This is a genomic window from Propionibacterium ruminifibrarum, from assembly GCF_900289195.1.
Classification (GTDB): domain Bacteria; phylum Actinomycetota; class Actinomycetes; order Propionibacteriales; family Propionibacteriaceae; genus Propionibacterium; species Propionibacterium ruminifibrarum.
The window spans coordinates 39465-59655 of the sequence record NZ_OMOH01000010.1; the positions used below are offsets into that span (position 1 = coordinate 39465).

Consider the following 20191-nt stretch of genomic DNA (forward strand, 5'->3'; position numbering starts at 1 on the left):
GGGTGCGGGTCGAAACCCTGAGCTACCGGATCGGGGAGAGTCAACTCCTCAACCACGTATCGTTCACCGCCGGCAGCGGGGAACTCCTCGCCCTGGTGGGACCGAATGGGGCCGGGAAATCCACCATGCTCGCGCTCCAGTCCGGGGACCTGCACCCCACCGAGGGACGCATCACCCTGTTCGGCGCCGAACCGCAGGACTGGCGGCCGCTCCACCTGGCGCGCCTGCGCTCGGTCATGACCCAGCACAACAGCCAGGCGTTCTCCTTCACGGTGGAGGAGATGGTCCGTATGGGGCGGGCCCCCTACCCGGCCTCCGACGATGATCCGCGGATCATCCGTGCCGCGCTGGAGGCCGGGGAGATCACGCACCTGTCCGCGCGCGACATCACCACCCTGTCGGGCGGGGAGATCGCCCGCACCGTGTTCGCCCGCGTCGTGGCCCAGGACGCCAGGATCGTTCTTCTCGACGAGCCAACGGCCCCGCTGGACCTCAAGCACCAGGAGAAACTACTCGCCCACGCACGGTCCATGACAGACGCGGGCGCATGCGTGATCGTCGTCCTCCACGACCTGTCGCTGGCCGCCCGGCACTGCGATTCCATCGCCATCTTCAACCGCGGCGAGCTGGAGGCCATGGGACCTCCTCATGAGGTCCTCATGGCCGAGCGGATCGCACGCGTCTACGGTCAGGAGGTTGAGATCATCCCGCATCCCAGGAGCGGACGCCCCCTGGTCGTCCCGGTATGACCGGCCGTGGCCCCGCTGGTTCGCCCGCCCCGCCCTCCCCATGAATGCACGAGTCGGAACGGAGACGATCGAGATGCCGCCGCACACCTCGCCACCCGGCACGGCCGGGGGCCCTGCTCCTTCCCGCGTCCGGGCATGGCTGAGCGCCTCCGGCTCCCGCACCGGCGGGAGCCCGTGGCACGACGTCCGGGCCGCGGGAACACCACTCGTCACCGCGGCGCCGCATCACCCGGATCTGCGGTCGGTCACCTTCGTGTGGCGGTCCGGGGCCAAACTGGATGGCGTCCACCTTCAGCTGAACCGCGTGACGGACAAGAGCGACGCCCGCAAGGGGCTCATGACGCGGGTCGGCGAGGACGCGTGGGCCCTCACCCTGCTCCTGCCCGCCACGTACCGCGGGTCCTACACGTTCTCGGAGATCCCCCGGGGAATGCTCGCCGAGTGTCTCCCCCGGCTCGGGACGCGATGGTCAGGTCTGGAGAACCATCCCGACCCGTTCAACACGGCACCACGGCTGCACGGCAGGGGAACCCGCGAGGCCTCCGTCCTGGCCCTCGACCAGGCCCCGGCGCAGGACGAATGGGCCGGCAGCGTCGCTCGCCCGGCAGGACATCTCTTCTGCGACAGCCTCGTCGTCGCCGGGCGGGAACGCCGGGTTCGTCTCTACCTGCCCCCGGTCGACAGATCGAGGCCGCTCGGCCTGCTCGTCGTCACCGACGCCGAGGTCTGGCTGGACCGCATGGGGCTGCTGGGCGCCATCGACAGCGCGACCGAGTCTGGACGGATCCGGCCATTCGCCGTCCTGGGCATCGACAATCTCGACATCCCCGACCGCATCGCGATCCTGGGTGGGCGCAGTCGCCTTGTCGAGGAGACGGCGCGCCGCCTCATACCCCAGGTGCGCGGCGATCATCCGGGGCCGGCGTGGGCCGGGCGGGAACGTACCGTGATGGCGGGCCAGAGGCTCGGTGGGGTCACGGCCCTCATGGCGGCGATCACGGCCCCGGACGTGTTCGGCGCGGTCCTCGCGCATTCGCCCTCCATGTGGTGGACGCCCGATGCCAGGCGCCGGCCGGCCGACCTGACCGAGCACGGCGCCTCGTGGGTGACCCGACGTGTCCTGGCCGACCCGCCCGCGGACGTCCGGGTGCGGCTGGGCGTCGGATCGCTGGAGGGGCCGATGGTGTCCCACGTACGGCGGCTGCACGACGGTCTCGTCTCGGCCGGTGTCGACAGCGAACTGACGACCTACACCGGCGGGCACGACCTCGCGTGGTGGCGCGGCGCGCTCATCGACGGCCTCGCGGCGCTGTGAACCACGGCCCGGCCGACCGGGCTCACTTGGAGTCGGGGACCTCCAGGTCCGTGTGCTGGATCTCCTCGATGGAGACGTCGCGGAAGGTCAGGACCTTGGCGGATTTCACGAACCGGCTGGGACGGTACATGTCCCACACCCAGGCGTCGGCCAGGGACACCTCGTAGTAGACGTCACCGCCCTCGGTGCGCACCTTGAGATCGACGGCGTTGCACAGGTAGAAGCGCCGCTCGGTCTCGACGGCGTAGGTGAATATGTTCACCACGTCCTTGTACTCGCGGTACAGATCGAGTTCGAGCTTGCTCTCGTAGGCATCAAGATCATCGGCGCTGCTCATGATTGAACCAGCCTAGTCGCTGCCCGGACATTCGCGTAGCTGAGCCGGTGGATGGCGCATGGCCCGAGCCGCTCCAGTCGTTCGCGGTGCGCCGCGGTGGCATAGCCCTTGTGCCCGGCGAACCCGTAGCCCGGGTACTGCTCGTCATAGTCGGCCATGATGCGGTCCCTGGTGACCTTGGCGACGATCGAGGCGGCCATGATGCAGGCGCACACCTGATCGCCCTTCCACAGCCCCAGCCCCGGGACCGGCAGACCGGGAACCGGGAAGCCATCGGTGAGGGCGAAGCGGGGCGCGGGATCCAGGCGCAGCAGGGCACGGCGCAGTCCCTGGAGGTCGGCCTCTGCCATCCCGAGGCGGTCGCACTCGCCGGGTTCGACCCGCACGCACGACCAGGCCAGGGCCTTGGTCGTGATCTCGGTGTACAGACGCTCGCGGGCCATGGCGGTGAGTCTCTTGGAGTCGTCCAGGCCCTCGATGCGGCCCTCGGGAACATCGTCGAGGATGACGGCGGCGGCGACCAGCGGCCCTGCGCAGGCGCCGCGGCCCGCCTCATCGGCTCCGGCGACCGGGCCCAGCCCCGCCTCGGCCAGAGCGCGCTCGTAGCCGTAGCGGCGACCGGTCACGATGAGGTGCAGGGGCTGAGGGTGATGATCGGGTCCTCGGGCGCGGGATCGGCGTCCGGGACGGACTCGAAGGTCTCCGGGGTGTGCAGCCTGGTCGTCCGCGAGAACGGCAACGCGATGGCCACGACCGGCCCCGTCACGTCCGCCACCGGCACGAAGGCCGCGGAGCCCTCGGCCCCGCCATCGGTGGCATCGCACAGGTGGTAGCGCGAGTCGCGGGAGTCGTTGCGGTGGTCGCCCATGACGAAGATGTGGTCGGCCGGCACGACGACGTCGAAGGGGATGTCGCTCGGCGAGGACATCACCCCATTGGTCTGGTAGAGGTACGAGGTCTCGTCGAGAGCGGTGCCGTTCACCTCCACCTGGCCGTTCTGGTTGCAGCAGGTGACGTGGTCGCCGGGCATGCCGATGACCCGTTTGACCAGGTGATCGGCGGAGGAGGCCGGCATGACCCCGAGGAACTCGAAGACCTTGCGGGCCGGGCTCGTGGTGACCGTGCTGCCGGCGAGCCAGTCTCCGGGGTCCCTGAAGACGACGACGTCGCCGCGCTGGAAGTCCACTGGTTTGACGACCACCGCCCGGTCGCCGATGTCGAGAGTGTGCTCCATCGACGAGGAGGGGATGACGAACAGCTGCACGAGGAAGGTGCGCAGCAGCGCGGACAGAATCAGCGCAATGACGACGATGAGCCCGAACTCACCGAGGAAACCCAGGAAACCAGACCTGCCGGAACGGGTGTTCTTGTCGGCGGAGGCGTCCGGCGAGTCCGCGGTGTCACCCAAGCCCTTGCCCTGCGTTCTCACGCGTTGTCGCGCTTTTCCTTGATCTTGGCGGCCTTGCCGTGCAGGCCGCGCAGGTAGTACAGCTTGGCGCGCCGCACGTCGCCGCGACGCTCGACCTCGATGTGATCGATGATCGGGCTGTGCAGCGGGAAGGTGCGTTCGACGCCGCACCCGTAGGAGACCTTGCGCACCGTGAAGGACTCCTGAACGCCGGCCCCCGTGCGGGAGATGACGACACCGGCGAACACCTGGACGCGGGACTTGTTGCCCTCGACGACCTTGACGTGGACGCGGAGCGAATCGCCCACCCTGAACTCGGGGATGTCCTCGCGCAACGACGCCTGGTCGATGCTGCTGATGAGACTGTTGGTCATGCTCTCGTCCTCGCCGGCGCCACAGGTCGCCTCGCCATGAAAACCGATAGGGCACCTGGACCGGGCGATCCCCCCGTGGCAGGAGCCGGGCCAGACGCAACAGCACACAATTGTGTCACATGCACGGCCCATCAACAAAGACGCGGCCCATGGCCGTTGTCCGGCTCGGGGCGGCGGGTCAGTCGCCTCCGGCGGGTTCGTCGAGCAGGTCGGGGCGCCGCTCGCGGGTGAGTTCCGCCGACCGCTCGGCACGCCACGCCGCGACCCTGCCGTGGTCGCCGGACAGCAGGACCGGTGGCACGTCGAGCCCCCGCCAGCTGGCCGGTTTCGTGTAGACGGGGTACTCCAGCAGGCCTCCGCCGGCACTCGCGTAGGACTCCTCGCGCAGCGAGTCGGGGTTGCCGATGACGCCCGGGACGAGGCGGGCTATGGCCTCGATCATGGCGAGTGCCGCGACCTCGCCGCCATTGAGTACGTAGTCGCCCAGGCTGAGTTCGCGGACATCGAAGTGTTCGCCGGCCCAGTCGAGGACGCGGCGGTCGATTCCCTCGTAGCGGCCGCAGGCGAAGGCGAGCGTGGGACAGGTGGCGAGTTCGTCGGCGAGGCCCTGCGTGAACGGCAGCCCCGACGGGGTGGTGAAGATCAGGACCGGCCGGTCCGAACGCGGGCCGTAGCCGTCCAGCAGCGCGTCGAGGGCCTCGCCCCAGGGCTCGGGTTTCATGACCATGCCCGCTCCCCCGCCGTACGGGGTGTCGTCGACGGTGCGGTGGCGGTCGTGCGTGTAGTCGCGCAGGTCGTGGGTGCGCAGGTCGAGCAGGCCCCTCTCGATGGCCCGGCCGATGAGGCTCAGGCGGAGGGGCGCGAAGTACTCGGGGAAGATCGTGATGGCGTCGATGCGCATGACCGGCCGCGGGCCCTGGCCGGGGGCGGTCGTCATTGGTGGTTCTCCGCCTCGACGGCGGCGTCGTCGACCAGACCCGGCACCTCGGCCAGCCGGAGCCTCCCGGCCTCGAGGTCGATCTCGGGCACGAGTTCGGCGACGAAGGGGACCAGCCGCTCACCGCCGGCGGTGCGCACGGCCAGCAGGTCCTGCGCCGGCAGGTGGAGGACCTCCGTGACCTCGCCGAGAGGTTCGCCGTCGGCGCCGATGACGCTCAGGCCCACCAGCTGGCGGTCGTAGTACTCGTCCTCGCCGACCGGCCGTTCGGTGGCGGGCACGTCGGTGACGAGTTCGGCGCCGCGCAGTTCCTCGGCGGCATTGCGGTCGGGCACCTCGTCGAAGGTCACGACGAACCTGTCGCCGATCCACCGCGTGGTCCGCACCGTGAGCAGGCGTCCGTCGTCGGGCACACGACAGGACGAGCCCGGCGCCAGCCGGCGCTCGGGCTCGTCGGTGTGCAGGCGCAGGACGAGTTCGCCGCGCACACCGCGGGGCTTGCCCACGGTGGCGACGGTGATCTCGACGGTCGCCGCGGGATCGGTCATCAGTGGCGACGGAAGCCGCGTCGATCGACGTCGACGAAGTCGATGCGCACCTGCTCGGGCCCGGACAGGGCGGACATGACGGTGCGCAGCGCCGTCGCGGTGCGGCCCTGACGGCCGATCACCTTGCCGATGTCCTCGGGATTGACACGAACCTCGAGCATGCGGCCGCGCCGGAGTGTCCTGTCACGGACGTCCACGTCGTCGGGATGCGCGACGATCCCCTGAACCAGGTGCTCCAGTGCGTCGGCGAGCACGATCAGGCCTCGGCTTCGGCGTCGGTCGCCTCGTCGGCGGAGTCCGCAGCCGGCTCGTCGGCGCTCTTGGTCTTCTTGGCGGTGACCGCGCTGGCGACGGGTTCACCATCGGCCTCGGCGAGGGCGGCGTTGAACAGTTCGAGCTTGTCGGCCTTGGAGGGCTTCTCGTCGACGCCGGACGGGATCGAGGTGTCGCCGGTGAACTTCTGCCAGTCGCCGGTGTGCTTGAGCAGGGCGAGAACGGCCTCAGTGGGCTGGGCGCCCACGGACAGCCAGTACTGGGCGCGCTCGGAGTCGATGATGATGACCGACGGGTCGTCCTTCGGATGGTACTGGCCGATCTCCTCGATGGAGCGGCCGTCGCGCTTCTTGCGCGAGTCCATGACGACGACGCGATAGTGCGGTTCGCGGATCTTGCCGAGTCTCTTCAGACGAATCTTGGTGGCCACGGTGTGTGGTTTCTCCTGTACGAATACCCAGGACGTGCCTGGGACAGACGGATGAGCGCACCTCGCACGCGTGGGGACACGACGATGCCGCTCGGTGGGATCTTCGAAGCGGCGTGAGAGGGCACCGCGACGCAGACGCACCCTCCATTGTGCCAGATCGGCCGGCGGCGGTGAAAACGTGCGCTGTCCGTGACCGCCCCGGGCCGAGGTCACATGCGTGCCTGGGAGGCGATCACCTGGGCCTGCTGCACCTGCTGGGCCCAGGCGTAGACCTGCGACTGGCTGCTGACCGGCACCGTCAGATAGTAGGCGCCCTCACCACCGGTCACCGAGACGATGACCTGGCCGGTGGTCTGCTCCTCCTGGATGATGAGCAGCAGCAGCGAGAGCAGGAAGAACCAGCACAGGACGATGGCGACGACGATCGCCCACGTCGGCGTCCGCTTCGTGGTCTGGGACATGTCCTGGAAGGTGAACTGGGCCATCGACAGCGGGATCGTGCCGGTGGGCGTGATCACCTGGTCACCGCGGATGAGGATCGGGCCGAGATCGTAGTAGGGGCCCGAGGCCGCCGGCGTCGGCACGGCGGGCAGGTTCTGCGGCTGGGCCGCGTAACCCGGCTGGCCGTACGGGTAGCCCTGGGCCGTCTGGAAATCCGTCGAGACGGCCTGCTGCGGCTGCCAGTAGTTCCCCTGCGGCGCCGACGGCGCACTGTACGGGCCGGCCGCCGGCTGCGGAGCCGAGGGTGCGCTGTATGGCATCGACGGCTGCTGCCCGGGCTGGGTGGGGGTCACATAGTTGCTCGCGCCGGGGAAGGGCTGGGCCGTCCGGGGCTGCGCCGGCGGCTCCGCGTACCCGGCGCCGGGGGCCTGACGGGCCGGGGGAACCGGGGGGACGCTCGGGGCGTGGTCACCGGATGGGTCCTGGCGGGGGGCGAGGATGGTGGCGGGCATCTCGTTCTCGTCCACCGGTGGCCGGGCGCCCTGCGATGATGGGTCCTGCCCGCCCTGGGAGAAGACGGACTCCTGGGGCTGTCCGGGCCTCTGAGGGTCCGTGGAGTCGATGAAGTCGGGGCGCTCAGTCATGAACCGATCCTCTCACGGACGATCAATTCCCGGGCCGGACCCACCATGCGGACACCCTGCTCAGGGCCGGTGGGGCACGCCGCGCAGCATGATGAGCTCGGGGTCGGCGCACACGCCCACGTCGGTGCGCGGATCGGCGCCGAGGACGACGAGATCGGCGCTGGCCCCGTACTGGAGCCCGGAGCGACCCAACCAGGACCGGGCGCGCCAGCTGGCCGCCCCGACGGCGAACTCGGCGGGGCCGATGGTGGCCAGCGCCGCTATCTCGTCGCTGATGCGTCCGTGCCTGATGGTGCCGCCCGCGTCGGTGCCCGCATAGATCGGCACCCCGGCCTCGCGGGCAGTAGCGAGCACCTGACGGTGGCGGGCGCCGAGCGCACGCATGTGGGCGGCGTAGACGGGGTACTTCACCTGCCCGGCGTCCGCGATCCGGTCGAAGGTGGCCAGGTTGATCATGGTGGGCACCAGGGCGACGCCGCGGGCGGCCATCTGGTCGATGACGGTCTCGCTCATGCCGGTGCCGTGCTCGATGCCGTCGATGCCCGCCTCGACGAGCTGGGCGACGGACTCCTCGGCGAAGCAGTGGGCCGTGACGCGCGCACCGAGCTGGTGGGCGCGGGCGATGGCCGCGGCCGCCTCGTCCGGGCTCCACAGGGGCGCGAGGTCGCCGAGGGAACGATCGATCCAGTCGCCGACGATCTTCACCCAGCCGTCCCCGGCCCGCGCCTGGCGTTCGACCTCCGCGACGAGCTCGCCGGGTTCGATCTCGGCGGCGTAGCCGGCGATGTAGCGCTTGGGGCGGGCGATGTGGCGTCCGGCGCGGATGATGCGGGGCAGCTGCGGGTCGCGGTCGAACGCGTGGGTGTCGATGGGTGAGCCGGCGTCACGGATGAGCAGGGTGCCGCCGTCCCGGTCGGTGGTGGCCTGCTCACGGGCGACGTCCAGGGTGACGGCGCCGCCGTGACCCAGGCCGATGTGGCAGTGGGCGTCGACGAAGCCGGGCATGATCCAGCCGCCGGAACCGATGGTCGTGGCACCACGCAGCGGGCCGGGGACGATCATGCCGCCGGCGACCCACAGGTCGGCGGGTTCGCCGGCGGGCAGCAGCACCCCGCGCAGGTGCCAGGGGCCGCCGGTGCCCGGCGGCGCGTCATGGCCGTGGTACTCGCTCACCGGGCGTCCCTCACTCGTCGAACATGCCCCGCAGGTTCTCGGGCAGTTCGAAGCCGCCGGCTGCCGCGTCGGGCAGCTGCGGACCGGCCTTGGCGAAGGGGTTCTGCGCTCCCCCGGCCAGCTGCGTGGGCACCTGCCGGCCGGTGCCCTTCTTCTTGCCCTTGTTCTTCTTGCCCTTCTTCTTGGCGGAACGGTCCATGGCCAGCGCCGACCGTTCGACCTTGGGCGGGCGCGGCTTCCTGGCGCCCCCGCCGCCCATGCCCATCATCGGCCCCATCGACTGCATCATCGCGCGGGCGTCGACGAAGCGGTTGACCAGCGAGTTGACGTCGTGCACCTGGACCCCGGCGCCCTTGGCGATACGGGCGCGGCGCGATCCGTTGAGGATGCTCACGTCGGCGCGCTCGGCCGGGGTCATCGACAAGATGATGGCCTCGAGCCGGTCGACCTCGCGTTCGTCGAGATTGTCCAGGGCGGCCTTCATCTGGCCGCCCATGCCCGGCAGCATGCCGAAGATCTTGGTGAGCGGACCCATCGAGCGCAGCTGCTTGAGCTGGTCGAGGAAGTCCTGCAGCCCGAACTCGCCCCTGCCGGCGAGCAGTTTCTCGGCGCTCGCCCTGGCCTGCTCCTCGTCGAAGGCCTTCTCGGCCTGCTCGATGAGGGTGAGCATGTCGCCCATGCCGAGGATCCGGCTGGCCATCCGGTCGGGGTGGAACAGGTCGAAGTCGGTGAGCTGCTCGCCGTTGGAGGCGAACATGATCGGCTTGCCGAGCACGCGGGCGATGGACAGTGCGGCGCCGCCGCGCGCGTCGCCGTCGAGCTTGGACAGGACGACGGCGTCGATGTTCACGCCGTCCTCGAAGGCCCGCGCCGTGTTGACGGCGTCCTGGCCGATCATGGCGTCGACGACGAACAGGGTCTCGTCGGGGTTGACGGCCGCCTTGATGTCGCGGGCCTGGGCCATCATCTCCTCGTCGATGCCCAGCCGGCCCGCGGTGTCGACGATGACGACGTCGTAGAGCTTGCGGCGGGCCTCGTCGAGGGAGTCGCGGGCCACCTGCACGGGGTCGCCCACACCATTGCCGGGCTGAGGGGCGTAGACCGGCACGCCCGCGCGCTCGCCGACGACCTGGAGCTGCTGGACGGCGTTCGGGCGCTGGAGGTCGGCGGCGACCAGGACCGGGGAGTGGCCCTGCTCGGAGAGCCAGTGACCGAGTTTGCCCGCCAGGGTGGTCTTGCCGGCACCCTGCAGGCCGGCGAGCATGATGACCGTCGGATGGGGCGACTTGGCGAACCGGATCGGCCGTTCCTGGCCGCCGAGAATCGAGATGAGTTCCTCGTTGACGATCTTGACGATCTGCTGGGTCGGGTTGAGGACCTTCGACAGTTCGGCGTCCTTGGCGCGGTCGCGCACGTGGGAGACGAACTCCTTGACGACGGGCAGGGCGACATCGGCCTCGAGCAGCGCGATGCGGATCTCGCGTGTCGTGGCGTCGATGTCGGCGTCCGTGAGGCGGCCCTTGCCGCGCAGCGACTTGAAGGTTGCGGCAAGGCGGTCTTGCAGGGTGTCGAACACAGGCTTTCCCTCGGTCGAAGAAGGTGTGGGGTCAACAATACGTGGGCCCCGCGAGAGCTACTCGCCCAGCAGGCCGTCCACGAAGCCCTCGGGGTCGAAGGGGGCCAGGTCGTCCGCGCCCTCACCCAGGCCGATGAACTTGACCGGCACGCCCAGTTCGCGCTGGACCTGGACGACGATGCCGCCCTTGGCCGAGCCGTCGAGCTTGGTCAGGACGATCCCCGTCACGTCGACGACCTCGGCGAAGATGCGGGCCTGGGCGAGGCCGTTCTGGCCGGTCGTGGCGTCGAGGACGAGCAGCACCTCGTTGACGGGGGCCTTCTTCTCGATGACGCGCTTGACCTTGCCGAGTTCGTCCATGAGCCCGACCTTGGTGTGCAGCCGGCCGGCGGTGTCGACCAGGACGACGTCGGCTCCGGTGGCGATGCCCTCGTCGACGGCGTTGAAGGCGACCGAGGCGGGGTCGGCGCCCTCATCGCCGCGGACGGTGCGCACGCCGACACGCTCACCCCAGGTACCGAGCTGCTCGGCCGCGGCGGCGCGGAAGGTGTCGGCGGCACCGAACAGGACGCTGCGGCCCTGGGCGACGAGCATGCGGCCGAGCTTGCCGACGGTGGTGGTCTTCCCGGTGCCGTTGACGCCGACCATCATGATGACCGCGGGCCGGCCCTCGGCGTGGTCGAGGTTGAGGCCCCGGTCGAGATTCGGGTCGACGAGCCCGACGAGTTCGGTGCGCAGCAGCTGCCTGGCCCTGGCCGGTTCGCTGATGCCCTCGATCGCCAGCTCGCTGCGGAGTTTCTCGACGAGCTCCGTGGCGGGGGCGACCCCCAGGTCCGAGGTGATGAGCGTGGTCTCGAAGTCGTCCCAGACGTCCTCGTCGATGCGGTCGGCGCTCAGCAGTTCGGCGAGGGCGCGGGCCAGGTGGTTGTTGGAGCCGGCCAGCCGGCGACGCAGCCGCACCATGCGGGTGGCGGGGGCCTCGGGCACCTCGAGCGCCGGGGCGGGGGGCTCGGCCGCGGGCTCGGCGGCCTCGGCCGGCCGCTCCGGGGCGGCGGTCGGCTCGGCGGGGGTCTTGGGCGGCGCCTGGATCTGGGCGGGCTCGGCCCCGGGGGCCAGTTCGCCACGGGTCCGGCGCGCATGGACGATCCCGCCGATGACGCCGCCGACGAGCGCGCAGGCGGCGAGGACAATGATGACCCAGATGGTTGTGCTCACGCGACGAGTCTACTGACCGCAGGCCCGCCCGGGCCGGGTGCGGCGTCAGGGCTGGTCACGGGGAACATCGCCGTTCATCCGCACGGCGATCCGGTTCAGACGCCGGTAGAGCTTCTTGTTCTCCTCGCGACGGTAGCCCTGCATGCCCACGACGACGATCAGCCCGATGCACAGGGCGACGAGGAGGATCAGGACTGTGGCGATGACGAACAGGAACACGGCGGGCTCCAGGACTGGTCGGAGGATCGGGCGCGTCCCCATTATGGCGCGCCGGCCAGGCCGCCCGGCGGCACCGGGCCGGCGGGGGTTCAGTCGGCCAGGCTCTGGGAGATGACGGTGGTGACACCGTCGCCGCGCATCGTCATGCCGTAGAGCGCGTCGGCCTTCTCCATCGTGCGTTTCTGGTGGGTGATGACCAGCAGCTGGGAGTCCTTGCGCAGGCCCTCGTAGATGCCGAGCAGGCGTGACAGGTTCGTGTCGTCCAGTGCCGCCTCGACCTCGTCGAGGATGTAGAAGGGGCTGGGCCTGGCGATGAACAGGCTGAACAGGAAGGCGACGGCCACCAGTGAGCGTTCGCCGCCGGACAGCAGCGACATGCGCTTGACTTTCTTGCCGGCCGGGCGCGCCTCGATGTCGATGCCCGTGGTGAGCATGTCGTCGGGGTCGGTGAGGACGAGACGGCCCTCGCCGCCGGGGAACAGGCGCAGGAAGACCTCGCCGAAGGTGCGTTCCACGTCGGCGTAGGCCTGGGTGAAGACCTCCTGGACGCGGTCGTCGATCTCGTTGATGATGTCCTGCAGGTCCTTGCGGGTCTTCTTCAGGTCCTCGAGCTGGGTGGCGAGGAACTGGTGGCGCTCGTTGAGCGCGTCGAACTCCTCCAGCGCCAGCGGGTTGATCCTGCCCAGCTGGTCGAGGGTGCGCTGAGCCCGCCGGGCGCGCCGGGTCTGCTCCTCGCGGTCGAAGGGCACCGGGTCGGGCACCTCGTCGTCCTCGGTGAGCGCGGTGCCGTCGGGGCGGGTGAGCACCGGGACGAGTTTGTCGGGGCCGTACTCGTCCATGAGGGTCTCGGCCTCCAGACCGAGCTCGGCCATGGCCTTCTCGGTGAGCTGCTCCAGGCGCATCCGCTGCTCGATCCGGGCCATCTCGTCACGGTGGGATCCCTCGACGAGTTCGTCGAGTTCCTTGGCCCGCTCGCTCACCTCCCGGCGGGCCTGCGCCAGGGCGGTCTCGGCGGTGACGCGCTCGGCATCGGCCCGCTGGCGTTCGGCGTCGGCCGCGGCACGGGTCTCCTCGACGCGTTCGGCCAGCCACTGGGCGGCCTCGTTGACGCAGGCTGCGACGGCGGCCTCGCGTCGGGCCTTCTCGGCGCGGGCCGCGGCCTCGGCGCGACTGCGGCGCTCGCGGGCGGCGGCGCGGCTCAGGGAATCGGCCCGCCCGGCCAGGGAACGGGCTCTTTCCTCACTGGTGCGCAGCGCCAGGCGGGCGTCCATCTCGTTCTGGCGGGCGAGCCGGGCGGCCACGGCGAGTTCGTCCCGGCGAGCCGGGTCGGGGTCGGTGAGGTCCGTCTCGTCCTGGGCGCGGGCCAGGCGTTCCTCGAGTGCGGCCAGCTCGTTCTGGGCGGCCTCACGGCCGGCGCGGGTCTTCTCGATCGTCGCGGCCAGCCGTTCGGCCTCCGCGCGGGCGCCCCTGGCGTCCTGCCCGGCCTGGGAGATCTGCTCTGCGAGAGCGGCCATGGCCGCGTCGGACTCGTTGAGCCTGGCGAGCGCCTCACCGGCCGCCTGCTCGGCGTCGGCGAGCGCCTCCGAGGCGCTCGCCGCGGCGAAGCGGATCTGCTCGGCCTCGTGCTGGGCGCCGGAGAGCTCATCACGGGCCGCCTCGACGGCGGCCTGCAGTTCGATGGGGCTCTGCTGGGCGCCCGATCCCCCCGCGGCGAACCAGTTGCTCAGCAGGTCGCCCGCGCGGGTGACGGCCCGCAGCCGGGGCTGGTCCTCGATGACGGTCCTGGCCGCCGCGAGGTCCTCGACGGCCACGACATCGGACAGCAACCGGCGCAGCGAGCCGTCCACCGCGGGATCCGGGCTGACCAGTTCGTCGAGATAGCGCGCCGGCGGATCCACGGCGGGTCGTTCCCGGCCGGTGGGCTGGGAACCGGCGACGAGCAGCGCTGCGGCGCCGAGCTCCTCCTCGCCCAGCAGGACCAAGGCCCGCTGGGCGTCGTCGAGTCCGGTGACCGCCAGCGACTCGGCCGCGGCGCCGAGGGCGGCCGCCAGCGCGGCCTCCCAGCCGGGCTCGACGCGGACAAGCTGCGCCAGCGGGCCGAGGACGCCGAGCCCGTCGCGCCCGGTGAGCGCGGCGGCGCCGTCCTTGCGTTCGAGCCCCAGTTCGAGGGCCTCGATGCGGGCGCTGAGCGTGGCGACCTGCTGGTCCAGCCTGACCCGCTCGGTCTCGCAGCGTTCGATCCGGGCGCGGGCGGCATCGACCTCATCGGTCGCCTCCTCGTAGCGGGCGTCGAGGTCCGACTCCCCCTCGCCCAGGCCGGTGATCCGCGCCTCGAGGGCGACGTACTGGCGGTCGGCCTCGGCGGCCCGCGCGAGCGCCTCGTCCCGGCGGGTCTCCAGCCGATCGGTCTCCTCGCCGCCCGCCTCGAGCCGGGAGCGCAGCGAGGAGACCTGGCCGCCCAGCCGCGCCAGGCCCTCACGGCGGTCGGCGATGGCCCGCAACCGGGCGGCGTACTCCTTCTCCGCCTCGGCGTGCTCGCGTTCGAGGCGGGTGCGGTCGGCCCCGGCGGCCTCGAGCCGGGCCTGGGCCGTCTCGATCTCGGCGCGCAGCCCCTCCTCCTGCTCACGGAACTCGGCGGCCTCGGCATCCAGCTCGTCGGGGTCCCTGCCGTTCGCCCCGGGATTGTCGTCGACCCGGTGCCGCATGCGTTCGGCGCTGATCGAGACGACGGTGGAGACCCGCTCACGCAGGGCCCTGGCCGCGTACCACTGCTCCTGGGCCCTGGTCAGGGCGGGCTGGGCGGCCGCCGCGTCGCTCTCCGCCCGGGCCTGGAGGCGGCGGGCGGCGTCCAGGCGTTCCTGGGCGCGGGCCTTCTGCTCCTCGCGGGTGGCGGCCGAGGCCATCTCCGACTCGAGGGCCAGTGTGGCGGCGGTCAGGTCGTCGGCCATGAGCCGGGCCCGGGCGTCACGCAGCTCGGCCTGGACGACCGCGGCCTTGCGGGCCACCGCGGCCTGGCGGCCGAGCGGTTTGAGCTGGCGGCGGATCTCGGAGATGAGATCCCCCAGCCGGTCGAGGTTCGCCGAGGTGGAGTTGAGCTTGCGGACGGCCTTCTCCTTGCGGCGGCGGTGCTTGAGGACCCCGGCGGCCTCCTCGACGAAGCCGCGGCGCATCTCCGGGGTGGCCTGCAGGATCTGGTCGAGCTGCCCCTGCCCGACGATGACGTGCATCTCACGGCCCATGCCCGTGTCGGACAGCAGCTCCTGCACGTCGAGCAGCCGGGCCGTCTGCCCGTTGATCGCGTACTCCGAGCCGCCCGCCCGGAACAGGGTGCGCGAGATCGTCACCTCGGTGTAGTCGATGGGCAGTGTGCCGTCGGTGTTGTCGATCGTCAGGGTGACCTCCGCCCGGCCCAGGGGGGCGCGCCCCGCGGTGCCGGCGAAGATGACGTCGTCCATCCTGCTGCCGCGCAGGTGCTTGGCGCCCTGCTCGCCCATGACCCATGCCAGGGCGTCGACGACATTGGACTTGCCCGAACCGTTGGGGCCGACGATGGCGGTGATGCCCGGCTCGAAGTTGAGGGTGGTTGCCGAGGCGAAGGACTTGAAACCCTTCAGCGTGAGCGATTTCAGGTACATGCCGTCCCGATCCCCCGGGGAGGACGGAGCCCGACGCCGCCCATGGGGCCTCCGGCACCGGCCGCGTTCACGGGTGCTCCTGACGGGCCGGGTCGCCGGAGGGGGCGTCCGACGGTGCGGCGGGCTTCTTGCCGCGGAAGGTCCACAGCTTGTTGACGACGAAGTTGATCGGCATGGTGACGAGCACCGACAGGGCGTGCGCGACGTACTCGGGCGAATGGCAGGCGTCCTCGAGCTGCGCGAGGATGCTGCCGCCGTGGCGCCACGTCCAGGCGTCGAACCATTCCCCGCGCAGGGTGATGGCATTTCCCGGACTCATCATGAGGGCCTTGAGGATCATGCCGATGAGGGCCGCGACCGCGCCGATGGACAGGAACTGCCAGAAACCCTTCCACCAGCCGCGGGACGTGCCGCGAAAGGTCCAGCTGCGGTTCAGCTGGTAGTTGTAGGTGTTCGCGACGAGGAAGGCGACGACCCACACCAGCGAGCTGAACCGGAAGTTGAAGCTCGTGCCGGGGATGGGGAACAGGATCTGCGTGGCGTTGGCCGAGCCGCCGTTCAGCTTGTTCAGGACGACGGCGACGGCCATGTTGACGATGACACCCGATCCGCCGACGACGGCGAACCGGACGAACTGGCCGATCAGCCTGCCCCACCGGCCGCCACGAGCGCCCATGGTCTGCTCACTCATGGTTGACCAACCTACCCTTCCGTCGCCTCGTCCGTGCCGCGATTGCTCTTTCCTGCCCCGGGAACGTCCGAGCGGGGAGGACGCTGGCATCGGGGGCAGAGGTAACTCGAGCGGTTCATGAACCGCTCGCGGACGATGGGTGTGCCGCAGCGCGGGCAGGGCTCCCCGGCCCGCCCGTAGACGGCCAGGGCGCGGTCGAAGTAGCCGCTGTCGCCGTTGACCTGGACGTACAGCTCGTCGAAGCTCGTGCCGCCGCAGGCCAGGGCCTCGCACATCACCTGCTGGGCGGCGCGCAGCACCGCGCGGGCCCGGCGGGTGCTGAGCGCCGGGGTGGGGAGGTCGTAGTGGGAGCGGGCGCGCCACAGGGCCTCGTCGGCGTAGATGTTCCCGATGCCCGAGACGAGGGTCTGATCGAGCAGGGCGCGTTTGAGGGTGGATCGCCTGGCCCGCATGGCCCGGGCGACACCGGGCACGTCGAAGCGTTCGTCGAAGGGGTCGAGCGCGATGTGGGCGATCTCGTCGGGCAGCTCCGCGCCGCCGGGACTGAACGAGAGACCACCGAAGAGGCGCTGGTCGACGAACCGCACCTGGGTGCCGTCGTCGAGGTCGAGCAGGATGCGGGTGTGGCGCACCGGCGGATCGTCGGGCGAGCCGACACGGAACTGCCCGCTCATGCCCAGGTGCGCCACGATGGCGTCACCGCCGGTGGTGGGGAACCACAGGTACTTGCCGCGGCGCGCCGGACGGGTCAGGTCGAGGCCGGTCAGCCGCTGGGTGAAGTCGGCGGCGCCCGCCGCGTGCCGGCGCACTGCCCGCTCGTCGAGAACCCTGACACGGGTGATGCGCCGGCCGGTCAGGTAGGGTTCGAGCCCGGCCCTGACGACCTCCACCTCGGGCAGCTCGGGCATCAGCTCCGACTCGTCTCGGCCTGCTGGTCCAGGTCGTCCTGCTGGCGGTCGCGTTCCCGTTCGAGTGCCTTGAATGCGTACTCGGCGGCGCGTTGTTCGGCCTGTTTCTTGTTGTGGCCCTTGCCCGCGTTGAAACGGCGTCCGGCCGCGAGGGCCGTGGCGACGAAGTGCTTGTTGTGGTCGGGCCCGAACTCCTCGATCTCGTACTCCGGGGGGTCCACGCCCAGCCAGGCGCAGATCTCCTGCAGGGAGGTCTTCCAGTCCAGACCGGCGCCGGTGCGAATGGCCTGGTCGACGAGCGGGTCGAAGATGTGGTGCACGAAGGTGGCCGCGCCGGCCGGGTCCGTGAGGTACATGGCGCCGATGAGCGCCTCGGTCGTGTCGGCCAGGATGCTCGTCTTGTCACGTCCGCCGGTGGTCAGTTCACCGTGACCGAGCTTGACCAGCTGGCCGATGGACAGCGCCCGGGCCACCTTGGCGAGACTCACCGCGCTCACCACGGAGGCACGGACCTTCGCCAGGCGTCCCTCGGGGAAGTCCGGGAACCCCCGGTACAGGTAGTCGGTGACGTTGACACCGAGCACCGAGTCGCCGAGGAACTCGAGCCGCTCGTTGTGGGGGATCTGCCCGTTCTCGTACGCATAGGAACGATGCGTCAGGGCAAGCTCAAGGAGCTCGGCGTCCAGCGGGATGCCGAGCTCCTTGATCAGCGCGTTGAATTGGTTCGCAGGTTTACTCGAACTCACGAGTGTTCAGGCTCCCCACCACCGTGCGAGTGCTCTCGCCAGTGCCGTACTGGTGGCACTTCGGGCACGCGGTGTGGGGCAGGTGCTGGGTTCGGCACGCGGGGTTCGGGCAGGTCACCAGCGTCACTGGCGCAGCCTTCCACTGCGAGCGGCGCGACCGCGTGTTGCTGCGGGACATCTTCCGCTTCGGGACAGCCACGTTAGTTCTCCTCGATCATGGTCTCTCGGCACGCCTTGCACGGGCACGCAACGTATAAGCATACCCCCTGACCCTGCCAGCGCCTAATCCTCGTTGTCAGGGCCGCCTGGGGTCATGTCGCCGCCGAGACCGGCGAGTTTGCTCCACCGCGGGTCGATGGCGGCCTCGTGCCGGTGGTCGGGGTTCTCGTTGAGGTTGGCGCCGCAGGTGGGGCACAGGCCCCGGCAGTCGGGGCGGCACAGCGGGCTGAACGGCAGTTCGAGGACGATGGCCGCGCGGAGGGCGGGATCGAGGTCGAGCAGGTCGTCCTCGAGGAAGAGCTCGTCCTCGGCGGCCTGCCGGCCGGGGTAGTTGTACAGCTCGGTGACCCGGTACGTGCCCCGGTCGCTGAGGGGGGTGAGGCAGCGCGCGCACTCCCCCGCCAGCGGCACCTCGACCGTCCCGGTCACCAGCACGCCCTCCACGACGGACTCGAGGGTGAGATCGAGCTGCATCGGGGCGCCCTCGGGCACGCCGATGAGTTCGATGCCCAGGTCGGCCGGGGCCTCGATGGTGTCGCGGAGCCGCCTCAGCGCACCTGCCTGGCGGGCCAGCTCGTGCGTGTCGACGACGAGCGGGTCACGGGCGTCCAAGTGGGTACTCACGCCACCAGCCTATGGCCCCGCCCAACCCCCTCAACGCGGATCGGGTGCAGCACCCGGCGGGGTCGGCGCGGGTGCCACCAGCCGGGCCTATGGCCTGTTCTTCCGCTTGACCGCCTCGTGAACCGCCGGCGTCACGAACCGGCTGATGTCCCCGTTGTTGGCGGCCACCTCGCGCAGCAGCGTGCTGGAGATGGTGCCGTAGTCGTGACCGGCCGGCAGGAGAACGGTCTCGACGCCCGAGAGCATGCGGTTGAGCTGGCTCATCTGCAGTTCGTAGTCGAAGTCGGACCCGAAGCGCACGCCCTTGACGATGATGGCGGCACCGTGCTCGCGGCAGAAGTCGACGAGCAGCGCATCGATGGGCTCGACGCTCACGCCGTCCAGCCCCGAGACGGCGTCACGCACGAGCGCCAGACGCTCGTCGAGGTCGAAGAGGTAGTTCTTGGTGGTGTTGCGGCCCACGGCGACGATGACCTCGCTGAAGACGTCATGGGCCCGGGTGATGATGTCGAGGTGGCCGAGGGTGATCGGGTCGAAGGATCCGGGGACGACGGCACGGACCGGGTCGGGCATCGGGTTCACCTTCCTGCTGGCCGGCAGAAGTACAGGGCTGTCTCACCGTAGTCCCGGCGGCCGCTCAACTCGAATCCGCCGGGCCAGGTCGGCTCAGGATCGCGCCGGGACCGCTCGACGACGAGCAGGCCGTCGGGGGCGAGGAAGCCCCCGTCGACGGCGGCCCGGAGCAGGCCGGTCAGTTCGTCGTTGGGCATGCCATAGGGCGGGTCGGCGACGATGACGTCGAAGACGACCGGCGGCGGGCCGGCCAGGAAGGCTGCCGCGTCGCGCACGTGCAGGTGCGCGCCCAGGCCCGTCGAGGCGATGTTGCGTCGGATGACCTGGGCCGCCCTGCGGTCCCGCTCGACCAGGTGGACGGGGGCGGCGCCCCGGCTGGCGGCCTCCAGGCCGATGGCGCCGGAGCCGGCGAAGACGTCGAGGACGGCCAGGCCCGCGCACTGCGTCTCGACGGGTTCACCCGCCGTGCCGCTCCAAGTGGCGAGGGCGCTGAACAGGGCCTCACGGACCCGGTCGGTGGTGGGGCGAGTCGTCGTACCGGCAAGAGCGGCCAGCCTGGCGCCGCGTGCCCGGCCCGCGATGATTCTGCCCACAGCTCAAGACTAGCGATCCGGCATTTTGGGGGTGGCTTTCCACAGGCCACCGGGCGGATTGTGAGGTTAGATAGGCCCATGGCTGACACTGAAACCACGAGCCCGATTTCTGAGATCCCGGAGGAGAGCGCCTGGGGTTACCTCGCCAGCGTCGACGTGGGCCGCATCGCCGTGGCCTCCGAGGGCATTCCCGAGATCTACCCGGTGAACTTCTGCCTGGATGGCGAGAGCGTCGTCTTCCGCAGCGCCCCGGGCAGCAAGCTCGAGAAGCTGGCCCTCAACTCGCACGTCGCGTTCGAGGCAGACGCCTGGACCGATGACGGCGGCTGGAGCGTGCTGCTGCGCGGCACGGCCATGCTGATCGAGGACGCCGACGAGCTGGCGCGCCTGGCGAAGGCCCCGCTGCGCCCGTGGGTGCCCACCCTGAAGAACAACTGGGTGCGCATCGTTCCCTCCCAGCTCACCGCCCGCCACTTCGAGTTCGGCCCTGAACCCACGCAGTGAAACGGGCCCGGTAGCCGGCCCGCGCCCCACCGCCCCACTGCCAGATGCGGGCGGTGGGG

24 protein-coding genes are annotated in these 20191 nt (G+C 70.7%); 3 read left to right on the forward strand and 21 right to left on the reverse strand.

Annotated elements, in window-relative coordinates; translation table 11 throughout:
* The first annotated feature begins 2 nt into the window (after positions 1-2).
* Both PROPJV5_RS10515 and PROPJV5_RS10520 read left to right on the forward strand, forming a co-directional pair.
* On the forward strand, positions 3-749 hold the full coding sequence (locus tag PROPJV5_RS10515) for a heme ABC transporter ATP-binding protein (protein ID WP_239018473.1): 747 nt from the start codon (positions 3-5) through the stop codon (positions 747-749).
* Between the two features lie 40 nt (positions 750-789).
* Positions 790-2064, forward strand: coding sequence for an alpha/beta hydrolase-fold protein (locus tag PROPJV5_RS10520; RefSeq protein ID WP_182858690.1), 1275 nt, complete (start codon positions 790-792; stop codon positions 2062-2064).
* 22 nt (positions 2065-2086) lie between these two features.
* Here the strand turns inward: PROPJV5_RS10520 and PROPJV5_RS10525 are convergent, their stop codons facing one another.
* From PROPJV5_RS10525 to rsmD, 21 genes are all read right to left on the reverse strand, one after another.
* Positions 2087-2401 carry a DUF2469 domain-containing protein gene (locus PROPJV5_RS10525; protein WP_119716310.1) on the reverse strand — a complete coding sequence of 105 codons (315 nt, stop codon included), beginning with the start codon at positions 2399-2401 and terminating at the stop codon, positions 2087-2089.
* Positions 2398-3027 (reverse strand): ribonuclease HII, encoded by a 630-nt coding sequence (locus PROPJV5_RS10530; protein ID WP_119716311.1) that lies wholly within the window; start codon positions 3025-3027, stop codon positions 2398-2400. Before PROPJV5_RS10530 ends, PROPJV5_RS10525 begins: the two co-directional genes overlap by 4 nt.
* Positions 3024-3830 carry a signal peptidase I gene (lepB, locus tag PROPJV5_RS10535; RefSeq protein WP_239018474.1) on the reverse strand — a complete coding sequence of 269 codons (807 nt, stop codon included), beginning with the start codon at positions 3828-3830 and terminating at the stop codon, positions 3024-3026. Before lepB ends, PROPJV5_RS10530 begins: the two co-directional genes overlap by 4 nt.
* Positions 3827-4183 carry a 50S ribosomal protein L19 gene (rplS, locus tag PROPJV5_RS10540; RefSeq protein WP_119716312.1) on the reverse strand — a complete coding sequence of 119 codons (357 nt, stop codon included), beginning with the start codon at positions 4181-4183 and terminating at the stop codon, positions 3827-3829. Before rplS ends, lepB begins: the two co-directional genes overlap by 4 nt.
* 178 nt (positions 4184-4361) lie before the next feature.
* Positions 4362-5120: a tRNA (guanosine(37)-N1)-methyltransferase TrmD gene (trmD, locus tag PROPJV5_RS10545; RefSeq protein WP_239018475.1), complete on the reverse strand. Its 759-nt coding sequence runs from the start codon at positions 5118-5120 to the stop codon at positions 4362-4364.
* The gene (gene rimM, locus PROPJV5_RS10550; RefSeq protein ID WP_119716313.1) at positions 5117-5668 is read right to left on the reverse strand and encodes a ribosome maturation factor RimM; all 552 of its coding nucleotides are present in this window, start codon (positions 5666-5668) and stop codon (positions 5117-5119) included. The genes trmD and rimM overlap by 4 nt, the downstream gene beginning before the upstream one ends.
* Positions 5668-5922 (reverse strand): RNA-binding protein, encoded by a 255-nt coding sequence (locus PROPJV5_RS10555; RefSeq protein WP_119716314.1) that lies wholly within the window; start codon positions 5920-5922, stop codon positions 5668-5670. Before PROPJV5_RS10555 ends, rimM begins: the two co-directional genes overlap by 1 nt.
* A gap of 2 nt (positions 5923-5924) precedes the next feature.
* Positions 5925-6371 carry a 30S ribosomal protein S16 gene (gene rpsP / locus PROPJV5_RS10560; protein WP_119716315.1) on the reverse strand — a complete coding sequence of 149 codons (447 nt, stop codon included), beginning with the start codon at positions 6369-6371 and terminating at the stop codon, positions 5925-5927.
* Positions 6372-6580: 209 nt separating this feature from the next.
* A complete protein-coding gene (locus tag PROPJV5_RS10565) occupies positions 6581-7456 on the reverse strand; it encodes a hypothetical protein (RefSeq protein WP_119716316.1) in 876 nt (291 codons plus the stop codon).
* 60 nt (positions 7457-7516) lie between these two features.
* The gene (locus tag PROPJV5_RS10570; RefSeq protein WP_239018476.1) at positions 7517-8629 is read right to left on the reverse strand and encodes an amidohydrolase family protein; all 1113 of its coding nucleotides are present in this window, start codon (positions 8627-8629) and stop codon (positions 7517-7519) included.
* Between the two features lie 10 nt (positions 8630-8639).
* Complete coding sequence (gene ffh / locus PROPJV5_RS10575) at positions 8640-10205, reverse strand: signal recognition particle protein (RefSeq protein WP_119716317.1); 1566 nt, start codon at positions 10203-10205, stop codon at positions 8640-8642.
* 57 nt (positions 10206-10262) lie between these two features.
* A complete protein-coding gene (gene ftsY / locus PROPJV5_RS10580) occupies positions 10263-11420 on the reverse strand; it encodes a signal recognition particle-docking protein FtsY (RefSeq protein ID WP_420812731.1) in 1158 nt (385 codons plus the stop codon).
* Between the two features lie 45 nt (positions 11421-11465).
* Positions 11466-11639 carry a hypothetical protein gene (locus PROPJV5_RS12580; RefSeq protein ID WP_182858691.1) on the reverse strand — a complete coding sequence of 58 codons (174 nt, stop codon included), beginning with the start codon at positions 11637-11639 and terminating at the stop codon, positions 11466-11468.
* An 89-nt stretch (positions 11640-11728) separates the two neighbouring features.
* Positions 11729-15274, reverse strand: coding sequence for a chromosome segregation protein SMC (gene smc / locus PROPJV5_RS10585; protein ID WP_119716318.1), 3546 nt, complete (start codon positions 15272-15274; stop codon positions 11729-11731).
* A gap of 67 nt (positions 15275-15341) precedes the next feature.
* Entirely contained in the window at positions 15342-15965 is a 624-nt protein-coding gene (locus PROPJV5_RS10590) for a GtrA family protein (RefSeq protein ID WP_119716319.1), read from the reverse strand.
* Positions 15966-15976: 11 nt separating this feature from the next.
* On the reverse strand, positions 15977-16873 hold the full coding sequence (gene mutM / locus PROPJV5_RS10595; RefSeq protein ID WP_119716320.1) for a bifunctional DNA-formamidopyrimidine glycosylase/DNA-(apurinic or apyrimidinic site) lyase: 897 nt from the start codon (positions 16871-16873) through the stop codon (positions 15977-15979).
* Positions 16873-17619: a ribonuclease III gene (gene rnc / locus PROPJV5_RS10600; protein WP_119716321.1), complete on the reverse strand. Its 747-nt coding sequence runs from the start codon at positions 17617-17619 to the stop codon at positions 16873-16875. The genes mutM and rnc overlap by 1 nt, the downstream gene beginning before the upstream one ends.
* Positions 17606-17818, reverse strand: coding sequence for a 50S ribosomal protein L32 (rpmF, locus tag PROPJV5_RS10605; RefSeq protein WP_119716322.1), 213 nt, complete (start codon positions 17816-17818; stop codon positions 17606-17608). Before rpmF ends, rnc begins: the two co-directional genes overlap by 14 nt.
* An 83-nt stretch (positions 17819-17901) precedes the next feature.
* The gene (locus PROPJV5_RS10610; protein ID WP_119716323.1) at positions 17902-18462 is read right to left on the reverse strand and encodes a YceD family protein; all 561 of its coding nucleotides are present in this window, start codon (positions 18460-18462) and stop codon (positions 17902-17904) included.
* Positions 18463-18549: 87 nt separating this feature from the next.
* Positions 18550-19035 (reverse strand): pantetheine-phosphate adenylyltransferase, encoded by a 486-nt coding sequence (gene coaD / locus PROPJV5_RS10615; RefSeq protein ID WP_119716324.1) that lies wholly within the window; start codon positions 19033-19035, stop codon positions 18550-18552.
* A 5-nt stretch (positions 19036-19040) separates the two neighbouring features.
* Positions 19041-19628 (reverse strand): 16S rRNA (guanine(966)-N(2))-methyltransferase RsmD, encoded by a 588-nt coding sequence (gene rsmD / locus PROPJV5_RS10620; RefSeq protein ID WP_119716325.1) that lies wholly within the window; start codon positions 19626-19628, stop codon positions 19041-19043.
* A 78-nt stretch (positions 19629-19706) separates the two neighbouring features.
* Here rsmD and PROPJV5_RS10625 point away from each other — a divergent pair, with 78 nt between their 5' ends.
* A complete protein-coding gene (locus PROPJV5_RS10625; protein ID WP_119716326.1) occupies positions 19707-20132 on the forward strand; it encodes a pyridoxamine 5'-phosphate oxidase family protein in 426 nt (141 codons plus the stop codon).
* Positions 20133-20191 lie beyond the last annotated feature (59 nt).

Excerpts from the sequence above, each read along its gene's own strand:
- mutM (WP_119716320.1), bottom strand. The coding sequence starts at position 16,873 with ATGCCCGAGCTGCCCGAGGTGGAGGTCGTCAGGGCCGGGCTCGAACCC.
- PROPJV5_RS10520 (WP_182858690.1), top strand. The coding sequence starts at position 790 with ATGAATGCACGAGTCGGAACGGAGACGATCGAGATGCCGCCGCACACC.
- PROPJV5_RS10565 (WP_119716316.1), bottom strand. The coding sequence starts at position 7,456 with ATGACTGAGCGCCCCGACTTCATCGACTCCACGGACCCTCAGAGGCCC.
- rplS (WP_119716312.1), bottom strand. The coding sequence starts at position 4,183 with ATGACCAACAGTCTCATCAGCAGCATCGACCAGGCGTCGTTGCGCGAG.
- PROPJV5_RS10625 (WP_119716326.1), top strand. The coding sequence starts at position 19,707 with ATGGCTGACACTGAAACCACGAGCCCGATTTCTGAGATCCCGGAGGAG.
- trmD (WP_239018475.1), bottom strand. The coding sequence starts at position 5,120 with ATGACGACCGCCCCCGGCCAGGGCCCGCGGCCGGTCATGCGCATCGAC.
- PROPJV5_RS10590 (WP_119716319.1), bottom strand. The coding sequence starts at position 15,965 with ATGAGTGAGCAGACCATGGGCGCTCGTGGCGGCCGGTGGGGCAGGCTG.
- PROPJV5_RS10525 (WP_119716310.1), bottom strand. The coding sequence starts at position 2,401 with ATGAGCAGCGCCGATGATCTTGATGCCTACGAGAGCAAGCTCGAACTC.
- coaD (WP_119716324.1), bottom strand. The coding sequence starts at position 19,035 with ATGCCCGACCCGGTCCGTGCCGTCGTCCCCGGATCCTTCGACCCGATC.
- smc (WP_119716318.1), bottom strand. The coding sequence starts at position 15,274 with ATGTACCTGAAATCGCTCACGCTGAAGGGTTTCAAGTCCTTCGCCTCG.
- rimM (WP_119716313.1), bottom strand. The coding sequence starts at position 5,668 with ATGACCGATCCCGCGGCGACCGTCGAGATCACCGTCGCCACCGTGGGC.